At 47.4% G+C, this 13707-nt stretch carries 12 protein-coding genes; 2 read left to right on the top strand and 10 right to left on the bottom strand.

Annotation, left to right across the window (positions count from 1 at the left end):
• Window positions 1–324 precede the first annotated feature (324 nt).
• The 5 genes from AC0THY_RS02855 to AC0THY_RS02875 all read right to left on the bottom strand — a co-directional run bounded on the left by AC0THY_RS02855 (window position 325) and on the right by AC0THY_RS02875 (window position 7262).
• Complete coding sequence (locus AC0THY_RS02855) at window positions 325–2379, bottom strand: beta-propeller domain-containing protein (protein ID WP_489992963.1); 2055 nt, start codon at window positions 2377–2379, stop codon at window positions 325–327.
• Window positions 2380–2392: 13 nt separating this feature from the next.
• Window positions 2393–2896: an RNA polymerase sigma factor gene (locus AC0THY_RS02860; protein ID WP_489992964.1), complete on the bottom strand. Its 504-nt coding sequence runs from the start codon at window positions 2894–2896 to the stop codon at window positions 2393–2395.
• A 431-nt stretch (window positions 2897–3327) separates the two neighbouring features.
• On the bottom strand, window positions 3328–5040 hold the full coding sequence (locus AC0THY_RS02865) for an ABC-ATPase domain-containing protein (RefSeq protein WP_489992965.1): 1713 nt from the start codon (window positions 5038–5040) through the stop codon (window positions 3328–3330).
• Between the two features lie 147 nt (window positions 5041–5187).
• Window positions 5188–6114, bottom strand: coding sequence for an Rpn family recombination-promoting nuclease/putative transposase (locus AC0THY_RS02870; RefSeq protein ID WP_489992966.1), 927 nt, complete (start codon window positions 6112–6114; stop codon window positions 5188–5190).
• 338 nt (window positions 6115–6452) lie between these two features.
• Window positions 6453–7262, bottom strand: coding sequence for a hypothetical protein (locus tag AC0THY_RS02875; protein ID WP_489992967.1), 810 nt, complete (start codon window positions 7260–7262; stop codon window positions 6453–6455).
• Between the two features lie 164 nt (window positions 7263–7426).
• Between AC0THY_RS02875 and AC0THY_RS02880 the strand changes: the two genes are divergently transcribed.
• Window positions 7427–7918 (top strand): QueT transporter family protein, encoded by a 492-nt coding sequence (locus AC0THY_RS02880; RefSeq protein ID WP_489992968.1) that lies wholly within the window; start codon window positions 7427–7429, stop codon window positions 7916–7918.
• On the opposite strand, the gene AC0THY_RS02885 is transcribed toward AC0THY_RS02880, so the two are convergent.
• The 3 genes from AC0THY_RS02885 to AC0THY_RS02895 form a co-directional block, all read right to left on the bottom strand.
• Entirely contained in the window at window positions 7899–8147 is a 249-nt protein-coding gene (locus AC0THY_RS02885) for a GIY-YIG nuclease family protein (protein ID WP_489992969.1), read from the bottom strand. The genes AC0THY_RS02880 and AC0THY_RS02885 overlap by 20 nt on opposite strands.
• Window positions 8148–8356: 209 nt before the next feature.
• A complete protein-coding gene (locus AC0THY_RS02890; RefSeq protein WP_489992970.1) occupies window positions 8357–9166 on the bottom strand; it encodes a peptidoglycan DD-metalloendopeptidase family protein in 810 nt (269 codons plus the stop codon).
• Between the two features lie 52 nt (window positions 9167–9218).
• On the bottom strand, window positions 9219–10121 hold the full coding sequence (locus AC0THY_RS02895; protein ID WP_489992971.1) for a SpoIID/LytB domain-containing protein: 903 nt from the start codon (window positions 10119–10121) through the stop codon (window positions 9219–9221).
• Window positions 10122–10284: 163 nt separating this feature from the next.
• Here AC0THY_RS02895 and AC0THY_RS02900 point away from each other — a divergent pair, with 163 nt between their 5' ends.
• The gene (locus tag AC0THY_RS02900) at window positions 10285–10638 is read left to right on the top strand and encodes a hypothetical protein (RefSeq protein ID WP_489992972.1); all 354 of its coding nucleotides are present in this window, start codon (window positions 10285–10287) and stop codon (window positions 10636–10638) included.
• A gap of 1 nt (window position 10639) precedes the next feature.
• On the opposite strand, the gene AC0THY_RS02905 is transcribed toward AC0THY_RS02900, so the two are convergent.
• Together AC0THY_RS02905 and AC0THY_RS02910 are read right to left on the bottom strand one after the other, a co-directional pair.
• Window positions 10640–11134, bottom strand: a complete 495-nt coding sequence (locus tag AC0THY_RS02905) for a DUF2284 domain-containing protein (protein WP_489992973.1) — start codon at window positions 11132–11134, stop codon at window positions 10640–10642.
• 83 nt (window positions 11135–11217) lie between these two features.
• A complete protein-coding gene (locus AC0THY_RS02910) occupies window positions 11218–13674 on the bottom strand; it encodes a glycogen/starch/alpha-glucan phosphorylase (RefSeq protein WP_489992974.1) in 2457 nt (818 codons plus the stop codon).
• Between the last annotated feature and the right edge of the window lie 33 nt (window positions 13675–13707).

The following is a 13707-nucleotide window of genomic DNA, read 5'->3' on the forward strand; positions in this document are numbered from 1 at the left end:
GCGATGGGATTTTTGCACCCTTGAATCATTTTCTTAGGGTCTGGGCAGTAATTGCTCAGACCTGAGTGAACGGTAACTATTATTCATTTTTATTTATCAGTATATCCCATAATACGGGTGTATGCAAGCCACCACTCTTTATTTTCTTTAAATTTGCTCCTTCTTAGCCATTCGATATCTCCATAATTTACATGAAACGTCTATTTGAAATCACCCATGGCTATTCACAACCTTCGGGCGCGTACGGCAGCGGCATACGGCCACAGCAGCAGGGGGCCGTTGCCCTGTGCAACAGCCCCCTGCTCGTTCGTTCCGTCCTGCCTGTCAAAAGGTAAGCTCTCCGATCTGTTCATATCCGTTTGCCATGTCAAATGCCTTTACCCCATTATGGCTGGTCAGATAAAGTGTGTCTCCAATAAACATTCCCCTCACATTATCATTATCATAATAATAATCATAATAGTTCGCAGACGCCTCGTTATAGGTATACAAGAACTTATTTACAAAGCCCTCGCCCTCCTGGTACGAAAACACCATGTAGACCCCTTCACTCTCAAACCCAAAGATGTTTTTATCCGTATCAATCATTATAGCTTTATAGTTGTACAGTCCCGGCGAATCATATTGACCCTTCACCACATATTTATCAGACTCCTTCACATCCGAGGGATCGGAAATATCAAACATTGACAGTTTGATTCCCTTGCGGCGCCCGTTTTTGGGACTTACCTCCTGGCCAAGTCCCAGCAGTTTGTTTTCCCCGTAGAAGTGAAGATAAGAGGAAAAGCCCGTGATCTTCAACTCTCCCAGAATTTTCGGATTCCTGGGGTCGCTCAGATCCACAGAGAACAGGGGATCCGTTTCCCGGAAGGTGACAAAGTATCCCGCGTCTCCCAGGAACCTGGCGGACTTGATGGTTTCTCCGGGCGCCAGATCATCGATCTGTCCGCAGATATTCAGGTCCTCGTCCAGCACATAGAGACGGTTTACAGTATCAGAATCATCCCAGTCTGTGGAGACCACTCTCAGATATCCGTTGCTTTCATTGAGCGAAAAGCTGTCGTTTAAATAGCCCCTCACCTCCCCGGCTCCCACTGCAGAGACCCTGCCGTCCTCATAGTGGAACTTCAGAATTTGGGTAGTATTTCCGCTGCCATTGTAGTTGTTCAGGCTGATGTAAATATTCTCTGTGCTCACATAAAACATTTCTGCTGCGGAGACAATAGCTTTGCGGTCAAGCAGTTTATCCGGTTTGTTTACATCAATGGATGTGATCACCAGATAGGAGGACTGGTTGGGGCTTTCCGGCAGAAAGATATCGTCTATGAGCATATCCTCCCCCCCTGCCTTTGGCAGTATCGTACTGGCCTCCCTGGCCTCCAAAACCACGGGGTTGAACTCGGTAAACAGATACACATAGTCCCCAGTTTTGCGGGATGCCCGGTAAATGCCTTCCTGCTCTGTGCTGCCTGCCAGTGCGGGCTTGCTCCTGTCCGAGATATCAAAGGTATAGAGCCTGGAAAACTGCCTTTGGTCTACAGAGTATACGTCCTCTTTCTCCTTTCTCATGGTGGAACTGGAACCGCTGGCAACCAGAATCAAACGGTCCCCGTCCAGATACATTTCTTCCACCTTCATGCTATTGTCCGGTACCTGAATCGTGCTGGCTTCCTCCAGACTGCCGCCCTCTGCCTTTACAATGCGCACCTGGCCGTTTTTCCTCAGGATATACAGATAGGTTCCGTCCGTCTTCACCACATCCCCCTCATCCACCCCTGCCTCTTGCAGATTGGTTTCTGAGTAGCCCCCGGTGCCGGACTCCTTCGATGCAGCGGACGCGGTTTCCTGGGGCGTAGCGGCATCCGCCGCGCCTGCCTCGTATACTGTCCCTTCATCCATAGCATAAGACTCTGTCGCTGCAGTTGTCTCGGCCGTGGCTCCTGTGGCTAAAGCCCGGTCACTTTTCGTGCCGCTGATTTTACTCAAAGCCTGATAGAGCTCTTCCTCACTCTTAGGGTGGGGTATGGCGCTGTCCTCAGCATCGGTATCTGTCTCACTGGACAGTGCAGCCGGAGCCGTCGTATCCGCCGCCTCGGTAACCGCCGCCGCTTCCTCCCTGGCCTCAGTCTCCTTCTGGGCGGTCACTCCCGCATTGTTCCCGCCTCCTCCCGGATCTGCCAGATATCTGACCTGCCAGATGCCCACCAGCGCAATAAGCAGCACCGCCGCTGCCGCTGCCATCTGGTACAGGGGTGGTTTTCTCCTGTTCTGTTTCCTTCCCTGCAGCTTTTCTCTGACTGCCTCCGGCTTCAGGGAATCCGGGGTGTCCACGCTGTCTGCGGAATGCTTCAGCCGTTCCAATAATTTATTTTCATCCATAGCCAATCCTCCTCTACTTCTCCAGTCTTGCCTGCATCTTCTTTAAAGCCCGGCTCTGTTTTGATCGCACGGTATTATCACTCATCTGCAGCTGCAGGCCGATCTCCCTGCTGGTATAACCCCCAAAAAGGTTCATTGCCAGAATGAGGCGTTCCTCATCCCGAAGGGCCGCAAAAGCTCTGCGGACATCCAGATCCTGACACAAATCCCTGGGCCTAGATACCAGGTCTTCCGGAAGCTCCTGGGTCTTGTCAATATACTGCTTTAACCGCTTCTTACACTTATTAATCAAAATACGGAAAATCCATGCCCGAAAGGCCTCCGCCCTGCGCAGGGAACGAATCTCCTGCCAGGCATCCATCACGGTATCCCCCACAACATCCTCGGCATCGTGGGTATTTTTCAAGGTATACAGGGCAAATCGGTAGAGGTCCTGATAGATCTCCTCATACAGCTTCGAAAATGCCTCCGCATCCCCCTCTTTTGCCCTCTGTACCAGTTCAGTATTGTATTCCATAGCCTCACCCCTTTATTTATCGATAAATTTGGTATCAAGCGCGCCTCGGCGTTCCAGTACATTCAAACGGCGCATATGCGGCGCCTATTTCGTTTACGATGTACTCGTTTGCCCTGAAATATATATATTGTAACTATTCAGCAGGTCTGCGCATCTACTGCGCAGGCCGTGAGAAAATGATTCAGGAGTGCAAAAATCCCATCACTGAAGGTGATTTTAAATGGATTTTTGCATGTAACTGTGAAGGTACTGAGCAGTTACCATATATTTCACAGATATAGTGTGCACAATATCTCCAGGTGTTGCACTAACCGCAGAAATATTTTTTCGTCAGGCTATTTAATGCTGAATACAGCGATATCCCCGAACCGGTAACAGCGCTGTTTTCCGGTCCGGGGATATTGATTTGCGGTGCAGTGTAAAAAACTTATTTAATAACGGTTAAAGCAGGCGAAGATTTCCTGCACTCTGGGCATGGCCATCCCTGAGGGCACGCTGCCTGCGTCACAGATGCCAGCCAGTCCCTTTTGCGAAAGCAGACGTGTGAGCGCATTGACCACAGTACGCACATCATTTTTGCCCTCCCCGTAGTGCTCCTTCGCGTAGCGGAGCAGGCAGGCCAGGGTCTGGGTCTGTTCCTCATCCACCAGCTGTTCTACATATCGCAGATCCAGGGTTTCCTTCCCAAGGCTGAAGGCTGTCTTTCCCAGGCGTTTGATTTTGAGGCGCTCTTTCACGTATCCATCGCCCCGGTAGGTCTTACGCTTCTGCACAGTTCCGGACAGGTCGATTACCCTTTTCCCCTGGGGAACCGCAAAGTCTGGTGCTGAGGTTTCGGGGGCAGGGTAGGTATCCAGCACAGCCTTTGTGCTTTCTGTAATATCCAGGGTCCGATAGCAGTCCATCTGAAGGATCTTATCCGCAATATAGAAGTAGGAACCACAGCTTCCCACCACCAGTATGGTGGAGATATCCGCTTTTTCATAGAGATCCCTGGCCCGCTCCAAAAATGGCGTGATGGGTTCCTTCTGACGCACAATCACCCTCTGCATCAGTTCATCCCTCACCATGAAGTTTGTGGCAGAGGTATCCTCGTCTATCAGAAAGAGCCGGCTGCCAGCCTCGATCCCCTCCACAATATTTGCCGCCTGTGAGGTACTGCCGCTGGCGTCTAAGGTAGAAAAACACTTTGTGTCCTTTCCGTTCGGAAGGTGGTTGATAAAGAGGGATATATCTGTGTTTGTGATCTTTCTCCCATCCTCCGCCCGCAGTTTCAGCGCAGTCTGGTCTGTGATCACGTACTCTCTTCCATCCCCTGCGATGTGATTGTAAACGCCCCTCTCCAATGCCTTTAACAACGTGGATTTTCCATGGTACCCGCCTCCGGCGATCAGCGTAATCCCCTTGGCAATCCCCATTCCACGCAAGCATCCTTTGTGTGGAAGCTCTAAGGTCACTGCCATCGTTTCAGGGGATACAAAGGGAACCCCGTCCTTAAGCGGGCGGTCCGACACACCACTCTCTCTGGGGAGCACGGATCCGTCGGCCACAAAGGCAACCAGGTTACGCTTTACCAGCTCCTCTCGTATGACCTGTTGGTCTTCCGCCAGGAATATGACGCTCTCCACCTCCCTGGCCGGCATCTTGCGGTAACAGAGCCCCTGCTCCACACAGACAGGCAGGAAATCAAAGAGTATCTTTTCCAGTTCCGTTGCATTAATGGTTCTTCCGTTGGCTGGAAATCCCACCTCAAAGCGCACTGTAATGCCATTCTGATTTATCTCACAGGCAGTCCTCTCCAAAACCTCCTGGCCGCAGCGGCTTACTGTCATGATGCCGCTCTTTCCTGAGCCCTTGGCCTGGAAACAGAACTTGTCCGTCTGTCTGTGGAACCTCCGGATCAGATAATCTTCCAGCGCTGTTTTGGTCTGTCTGCTTCCATAGTACTCTGATGGAATCCCCGCACTTTTGTGGGGCAGCCGGACACTCAGCCTGGAAGGGGCAGCAAAGGGGTCTCCCTGTACATGTTCAATGTTCAAGGTATATTTGCCAAAGTCATAGCTGCCTGCCAAAGACTTGTATGCAGGGTAGCTTTTCCGATGGATTGATTTCAGCGATGTGCGCAGTTCTTCTGATGATTTCATGCTCATTCTCCTTTTAACAGCCGCAGCACGTTTGACTGCGGCACGATATACTTTGTGCGGGCGCGTTCGCCGCGCCATAAATTTCTGGATACCAGGAGCGGTATACCATAAGTATACGTAAAAATGGAGACTTTGGCAAGAATGGATTCACTTCCGTGTCTTCTCCAGCTCTCTGTTTAAAAAAGCCTCAATCTCCTGAATGGAACATCCCCTCTCAATCTGTCTGTGCAGAATGCGCAGTATCTCCTTTCTCCCCTCCTTTTTCCCCTCCAATTTTCCTTCTACAATCAAGTCCTCAATAGCTTTGCACATATTCATCGCTCCTTCCCGCGTCCTGCAGGCTCTCTTTACACTTTCCAATTCCCTGGTCCGGCTCAGGCTGCTGATCATGTCATAAGCTTCTTCCGCCAGATGTGAAAATCCCTGCCTGTTGTCCTCCACAAATCTCTTCACAGCTCCGCCGTCGCTTCTCCGCTGCAAAAATCCAAACACCAGCTTTATATCCGTCTCAAAGCAGTCCAGCTTCTGTATCTCATTTACCTCCAGAAGGTTCATGCGGCAGTCCATGGCGAAATACTTCCACTCCCTTGGAATCCCTGACCAGTCCAGCATGTCCTTCAGCTCTGTGGCAGCGTCCCATTTTTTCTCTCCATAGTAGACTACCAGGATAATCACAGGATGCAGCCTGTCATATCTGGACATACCAGACAGATACTCGGCGCCTGTCAAATCCCGGTTCTGCCGGTGCTGCGCGCGCAGCCGGCGCACCTGACTGGCATACTCCTTGACAATATATTCCATATAGCGGACCACCATTGCATAGTGAATATCATTCTGATTCTCCAGTCCCAATATGACGAAATTCATCCCGTAGACCGCCTTGCATACGATATCGTGATATCGGATGCCATATTCTCTCTCATCCTCCCCCTCCACCAGGAGGAGCTGGCCGTTCGTCTCCTCTATGTCCTGCCACTGAATCACCTTTCGTCCGTGAAAAAAGCTCACATTGATCAGATCTGCGATTCTTCTGGGGTCCGATAAATATACTTTGCTGGCTATGTCATTTTTCAAATGTATCCTCCTCTTTGTTTTTGCACAGTTACACTTTGCATTATCTATGAACTAATTATACAAACTTTCTCCCTGATTCGCAAGTGCGCGGGAGGATCTCATGGATTTATAAGTGCCACGGTCATGGCTTAGAATAGAAGGGCCCTGCTTAAAAAGGAAATGTAATTAAGATTTGGCTGCACGGATATAGTGCAGAGTAATAACAACATTATAATATCACATAATTTGTATTTCTGCAACATAATTGTTCTAATTTTTTATTATCCCCACTGCTGCCATTTTTCAGACACTTTTTGCACTTCTGCAATCTTCCGGAAACTTCATTTGAAAAAATTTGCTTACACAATAGAAATCCTTTTTTCTTTTACAATTCGTGTGTTCGATACCTTCCTTAAACAATCTATTTCATTAATATCAAAATTAGATCGGCCATGCAATAACCAATGCCGGTTCATTTCTTTTGGTTCATCATTTGTAAAATCTGACTTTTGATATAGTTTGGAGATAAAATTGTGATAGGACATCCAAATATATTTTTCTAAAACTGTATCTGTACTTATAGAATATTTTTCTATGTTCTTTTGGCATACTTTCATCATTCTAACCTCTTTTTTATTGTCCCCAAACTCAGACAAAATGCCCTCTATAACAGACATTAATGCTATTGCACATATTGAGAACAAACCACTTTGAAAGGCTAGCCAGCATTCGCTTACTACCCTTTTTAGACCGTTTCTTATATTCGACTTTAATATATTATCTACTACTATTTGTGTAAATCTAAAATTGTTTGAACTAAAGTACAGCACCAAAAATTCATTAATATTTTCCTCCTTCTCAATTTTTTCTATTGCGTACATTGTAATATCAGTAGGCATTGTCCATCCAATACTATCCAGTTTCTCCACTACCGTTTTTAAAAGTGCTTCATTTCTATATTCTATAATTTCCATCACTCTTTGAAAATTTGGATCATCCTTTAAGCCCTCTGTTAAAAATTTCATCTTATCCTGGCCTATTATGTTGAACATTAGTTCACTCCTATCTGGTAAATACTCTACGTGCAAAACTTTAGCTTTCGCCTTCCACTCAACATCCGTAACAAAACTCTGTCCAATCTCTATCCTCAGAACTGCATTCTTGTCCAAGTCCAATCTTACATCTATGCAACCATTATGTAGTACTTGATTTTTATCATAATTTATTATATACTATCAAACGTCTCAACCCCATAAAACCAAGGTCTAAGGGGCAAATAAACCGTGTGTTCGAGACCTTCCACACGTAAAACAAAACTAAAGGAGAATTGAATATGAGAAACAAAAAGGTATTATTTATGGTACAAGCCGCTGCCATCGCGGCTATCTATGTAGTTCTGACGGTGGTGTTTGCACCGCTGGCTTTTGGAGAGGTACAGATCCGGTTTGCGGAAGCTCTGACCGTTCTTCCATTCTTTACCCCAGCGGCGATCCCCGGGTTGTTTGTAGGCTGCATCATCGGCAATTTTATGGGTGGTGCCATCCCTGTTGACATTCTTTGCGGCAGTCTGGCTACTCTGCTTGGTGCTCTGGGCTCGTACGCACTTAGAAAGAGAAAATTTTTTGTACCATTTCCGCCAATTATCGCCAATATACTGATTGTACCATTTGTACTTTTCTACGGCTATGGAATCAATCTTCCCATCCCCTTCATGATGCTGACGGTAGGCGTGGGCGAGATCGTATCCTGCGGAGTTCTGGGCATGGTTGTCCTCCTTGCGCTGGATAAATACAAGAATCTTATTTTTAAAAATGCAGCTGCTTAATCAGCTGCTGCTTTTCTTTTCTTCCCAACTGCTTTATTTCCCACTCCCGGCGCATGGCCTCCGCCTTGGTGGGAAAGGTCTCGTAGTAGACCAGCTCCACGGGAATCCGGCCCTTTGTGTATTTGGCACCCTTGCCACTGTTGTGGTCTCTCAGCCTCTTTTCCATATTGTTTGTCCATCCTGTGTACAGAGTTCCGTCGCTGCACAGCAAAATATAAGTGTAATTCATCTTGGGCTCCCCCGCTGTTATGTAAAGCGCATGCACCAGCGGCACACACGCTTATTTTAATATAGAAAGCAATCGATAAAAGTACTTCACCCAGGAGGAATCGATCCTCAAAATACACTGTAAAAGAATTTCGATTGCGGGGATTTCCTTCCCTCTCTATAGTATACTCCACTTTTCGTTTTTGGTGCAAGAAACAAAATAGTTTTTACTTACTCCAGATACAGGAAGGGATCTGCAGGCTCTCCATCCTTCATCACCTGGAAGTAGAGATTGCTTCCCTCTTCACAGTAGTATTTTGTAGGCTCGCTCACATAGCCCAGCAGTTGCCCTGTCTCCACAGTGTTACCTACAGCTACTGTTACTTCTTTTAACTGTCCGTAAACCAGCTCATAGTTATTTCCAATATTGAGTGTCACAGTAGTGCCTGTCTCCTCATTGACATCAACAGACTCTACGATTCCCTTTGTGGAGGCTACCACCTGTGATCCAACATCCGCGCCGATGATCAGAGAGGGGCTGTATTTGTACTGGTCCAGAGTTGGAAAATAGACAGTGGCATCCATACTGTAATCGACCACCACATTTCCCGCAACCGGCCAGGTCAGCGGTACGCTGTCATCATACGCTACGGTTGGCTGGATATTGGCTGAGGAGGCATCCACACTGGCTTCGGTCTCATTCTCTGCCTCAGCACTCAGATCCGTCTCCTCCTCCTGAGGAAAGCTGGCGGGGTCCACATCCATCTCATTGGCCAGGGGCAGGTCAGCCTGAGCGTCCGCGTTGTTTACGCGCTGTGCATCCGTCTCCTGTTCTGTGGCTTTTGCCGCATCTTCCTCTTCTGCATCCTCTTGCCTGGCCTCCTCATTTAAGTCAACCAGCTGTTCCTGTTCCTCTTTTGCTTTTTCTGCGCGGTTCATGGTGTAAAATGTAGTAAACGCCGCTCCCCCCACCAGACAGAGGCTAAGTATCAGCATAGCCCCTTTTTTTCTTGTAAATTTCTTTCCATCCTTATTCTGCATAATCTTCACCTCATACTATAGTCAATTAGTTCAACTATAGCATTTCCAAAAGCTATACAATTATACATTTCGGAAAGTAATATTGTAAAATCTGAACATAGGTTTTTCCCGATTCCGCCAGGCTTTCGGCCCCATACTGGCTCATACCCAGACCATGCCCCAACCCCTTTGTAGTAATCCGAATCCCCTTCTGATCTTCCTCAATATAAAAGCAGCTGGAATTGAGGTTCAGCAGACTACGGAACTTTTCACCGGACATCTGGGTATTTCCCACCCGGACCTGCTCTACATAGTCTCCGCTGTCTCTCTTAATCACCTCTATCTGATCCGCCAGATCGCCCTCTGCAAGGATATCCGGACCGGCTTGTGAGATGGCATTCCTTACCTGCGAAGGGCGCAGGAATTGTACGTCCAAATAGCGCTCTGCCTCAACATCCTGGTGGCTGGCAACGGAGGAAAGCCACTCATACTTCCCTTTTCCGAACGCCTCCTCCCCTGACCGGGTGGTGCCGCTGCTGACGGCGTGAAAGGGAGCATGAATAAGTCCGCCCTCATAGGTCAACACCTGCCCCATAGTTGCCTCTGCAGCCTGCATCATGGCCTGGGCGGTTCCCCGTTCCTCAAGCTCCTCCAGGGTTATGTACGGCTCAGACAAAAGCTCCCCGGGATTGTCCTCCAGCTGCTTTTTCAGTTCCGTTCTCGCCAAAACCATCTGGGCTTTCAAAGCCTCGGGCTGGGTGTTTCCATCAATCTGCGTTGCCGCCACGCCCATCACATAATCCTCAAAAGAGACCTCCTGTATGGCCTCCCCCTGGCGTATAGAGATAAAGTCCTCTGTGGCTGTCTGCACCACATAACTGTCCCTTTCTTTACCGGAAAAGAAATTAGTGATCATATATGGCAACACTAGTATCAGCAAAACTGCTGTCAGAAAGGTCTGCGCCGTTTTTCTCATATTCAGCATATCCTTTTTCTTATTATTCTATGACATGCTGTCCACAAAAATTGATAAATCCTTTAATATTTTTAATATATAAATCATTACCGGGGAGCCAATACATGAACCTGCAAGAAATTTCCTGAATATATTAATAAAAAAGGATTATATAAAGAATCTTATGGTAACTGAACGTTATTTAATTAATTTTTACAGCATAGATGAAAAGAGCTTTACCAAAGATACAATCATGGACTTATGGCGTGCGGCAGCCTCAAAAGAATGTAACCACGGCGGGTGCTATATTGATGCTGTTGTGGAGGAAGCTGACCTTATATACAACATGAACAGCGGTTGTACAAACGGTAAGACCATACGTCTAACCACAACAAGAAATCCTGCTTTTACAGACAGCAGCACACAGTATTACGATGCTATACGTAAAATCATCTTTGAAATCAAGCATAAGCTGGATCATCCTCCGGTCTCCATCAGCATCAACACCACTAATTTCTTTTTCTTTGACAGCGTATAAATCATTCGTTAAACAAAAATTGACTAAAAAATGAAATTTTACCTTCTGGCATCCAATAAACCATACCACAATCCGCTGCCATCCTGGCAGCATCCACACAGTAAGCGGACATACAGCAGTCCTGGGCAGTGGGGCCGGCAGACATTGTGAGGCCGGTTATTCCCTGCTCTTTCACTTTATCTGTCAATTCTCTTGTCATAAGGTTGTGACGGCCTTTCATAGCCTTGATAGCCTTTGTATCACCATAGTCCTCCAAATCCCAGACAGACTGCATAATCAGCGCAGTGGTAAACTGGCCCGCCCTCTCCCTCATCTCCTGAACCGTTCCGCACTTGGGGGGACAGTTGGGGAGCTTATTGTAATTGCCGCAGACATTCTCCTCGCAGTATATTCTATACTTTTCCACAAAAACGAGCTTTCTTACAGGGAGAAATGCTGTATGTGCAAATCCTATATTCAAAGCATTATCTCTCATAAACTTTTGTATATTATTCATAAAAATCTCCATTTTGACCGGGTCATTTTTGAAAAACGACCGGGTCATTTCCGAAAATGACCCGGTCGAAATTGACAAGTATTTTATTGTACGGTTACTTTATCCAGATGCCATATCTCATCCACATACTGCTGGATGGTTCTGTCAGCCGTAAACTTCCCGCTGCACGCCACATTCAGGATTGCCATTTTAGCCCATCTTTCTTCATCCCTGTATGCTTCCTCAACCCGTTTCTGAGCCTCGGCATAAGGTTTGAAGTCTGCCAGTATAAAATAGGTATCCGCCTTCGCACTACTGTTTGTATTCAGCAGGGAATCGTAAATATCGCGGAAACGCTCGGGATCATCCGGTGCATATTCACCGTTGATAAGCTGCATCAGCACACGGCGGATATCCTGGTCGTTATTAAAGTAATCCATGGGATGATAACCACCATTTTTCTCGTAGTTGATCACCTCATCGGAGGAAAGGCCGAAGATAAAGGCATTCTCCTCTCCCACTTCCTCAACAATCTCCACATTGGCACCATCCATGGTGCCCAGCGTGGGCGCTCCGTTGAGCATAAACTTCATGTTTCCTGTTCCTGAAGCCTCCTTGCTGGCTGTGGAGATCTGCTCAGACACGTCCGCTGCCGCAAAGATAATCTCTGCGTTGGATACCCGGTAGTCCTCTATAAAGACAACCTTCAGCTTGCCCTTGATGGACTGGTCATTGTTGATAACCTCCGCAACTGCATTGATCAGCTTGATCGTCAGCTTCGCACGTCGGTAACCTGCCGCTGCCTTAGCGCCAAAGATAAATGTTCTGGGGTAGAAATCCATCTCCGGGTGATCCTTGATGGTATTGTACAGATGCATCACATGGAGAATGTTGAGCAGCTGACGCTTATACTCATGAAGTCTCTTAACCTGCACATCAAAGATAGAACGCGGGTCTACATCCACTCCATTGTGCTCTTTAATGTATTTTGCCAGGCGCACTTTGTTCTGATATTTGATGTTCATAAACTCCTGCTGTGCCTTTTTGTCATCGGCGTAGAGTTTCAGTCCGGAAATCTTGGAGAGATCTGTAATCCAGTCATCTCCGATATGCCCTGTCACCCAGCTTGACAGCAGTGGATTCGCATGGAGCAGGAATCTTCTCTGGGTAATACCGTTGGTCTTATTATTAAATTTCTCCGGCATCATCTCATAGAAGTCTCTCAGCTCCTGATTCTTCAGAATCTCTGTGTGCAGACGCGCCACACCGTTGACGGAATAACCTGCTGCAATGGCCAGATGAGCCATCTTCACCTGTCCGTTGAAGATGATCGCCATCTTATTGATCTTCTCCTGATTACCGGGATACTTTGCCTTGATGTCCTCTATGAATCTGCGGTTGATCTCCTCAATAATCTGATAGATACGGGGAAGCAGTCTGGAAAACAGCTCAATCGGCCATTTTTCCAGAGCCTCTGCCATAATAGTGTGGTTCGTATAAGCACAGGTCTTTGTAGTAATCTCCCATGCCTCATCCCACTCCAGTCCTTCCTCATCCAGAAGGATGCGCATCAGCTCCGCCACTGCCACTGTTGGGTGGGTATCGTTGAGCTGGAAGGTCGCCTTCTCGTAAAATTTATGGATATCGCTGTGTTTCTTCTTGTATTTTTCAATCGCTGCCTGGACACTTGCGGAGATAAAGAAATACTGCTGTTTCAGGCGCAGTTCCTTGCCTGCATAGTGCTCATCTGCAGGGTAAAGCACCTCCACAATATTCTTTGCCAGGTTCTCCTGCTCCACAGCCTTCATGTACTCGCCTTTGTTAAAGGAGTCCAGCTGGAAGTCAGAGATCGGTTCCGCATCCCATACGCGGAGCGTGTTAACAATCTTATTTTTATATCCTACTATGGGAATATCATAGGGTACCGCGCGTACAGACTGGTATCCCTTCTGGATAAACCGGTTTCTGCGAGCGGCAGAATCATACTCCACCTGCACGTATCCGCCAAATTTCACTTCCTTGGCATATTCCGGGCGGCGCAGCTCAAAAGGATTCCCGTCCTTCAGCCAGTTATCAGGGATCTCTACCTGATACCCATCCTCAATCTTCTGCTTAAACATACCGTAACGGTACCGAATGCCACAGCCATATGCACTGTAGCCCAAAGTGGCAAGAGAGTCCAGGAAGCAGGCAGCCAGACGTCCCAGTCCGCCGTTTCCAAGCGCTGCATCCGGCTCCTGATCTTCAATTACATTTAAATCAAAGCCCAGCTCATCCAGAGCCTCCTTAATCTCATCGTAATCTCCCAGATTGATCATATTGTTTCCCAGAGCGCGCCCCATCAAAAATTCCATGGACATATAGTACACGGTCTTTGGATCATCTTTCTCATACTGGGCCTGTGTTTCCAGCCAATTGTCAATAATCGCGTCCTTCACTGCGTAAGATACCGCCTGAAACACCTGCTGCTGGGTTGCCTCGTCAATCGTCTTGCGGTAAAGCGCCTTTACATTGTCCTTTACCTCGGCAATAAATGCCTTCTTGTCGAACTTCTTTAACATTCAAATCCTCCTTGTGCAGACGTGCACCCCCAC

Source organism: Ruminococcus sp. 8Y-12, from assembly GCF_058119865.1.

Excerpts from the sequence above, each read along its gene's own strand:
- AC0THY_RS02855 (WP_489992963.1), bottom strand. The coding sequence starts at position 2,379 with ATGGATGAAAATAAATTATTGGAACGGCTGAAGCATTCCGCAGACAGC.
- AC0THY_RS02860 (WP_489992964.1), bottom strand. The coding sequence starts at position 2,896 with ATGGAATACAATACTGAACTGGTACAGAGGGCAAAAGAGGGGGATGCG.
- AC0THY_RS02865 (WP_489992965.1), bottom strand. The coding sequence starts at position 5,040 with ATGAAATCATCAGAAGAACTGCGCACATCGCTGAAATCAATCCATCGG.
- AC0THY_RS02880 (WP_489992968.1), top strand. The coding sequence starts at position 7,427 with ATGAGAAACAAAAAGGTATTATTTATGGTACAAGCCGCTGCCATCGCG.
- AC0THY_RS02885 (WP_489992969.1), bottom strand. The coding sequence starts at position 8,147 with ATGAATTACACTTATATTTTGCTGTGCAGCGACGGAACTCTGTACACA.
- AC0THY_RS02890 (WP_489992970.1), bottom strand. The coding sequence starts at position 9,166 with ATGCAGAATAAGGATGGAAAGAAATTTACAAGAAAAAAAGGGGCTATG.
- AC0THY_RS02895 (WP_489992971.1), bottom strand. The coding sequence starts at position 10,121 with ATGAGAAAAACGGCGCAGACCTTTCTGACAGCAGTTTTGCTGATACTA.
- AC0THY_RS02900 (WP_489992972.1), top strand. The coding sequence starts at position 10,285 with ATGGTAACTGAACGTTATTTAATTAATTTTTACAGCATAGATGAAAAG.
- AC0THY_RS02905 (WP_489992973.1), bottom strand. The coding sequence starts at position 11,134 with ATGAATAATATACAAAAGTTTATGAGAGATAATGCTTTGAATATAGGA.
- AC0THY_RS02910 (WP_489992974.1), bottom strand. The coding sequence starts at position 13,674 with ATGTTAAAGAAGTTCGACAAGAAGGCATTTATTGCCGAGGTAAAGGAC.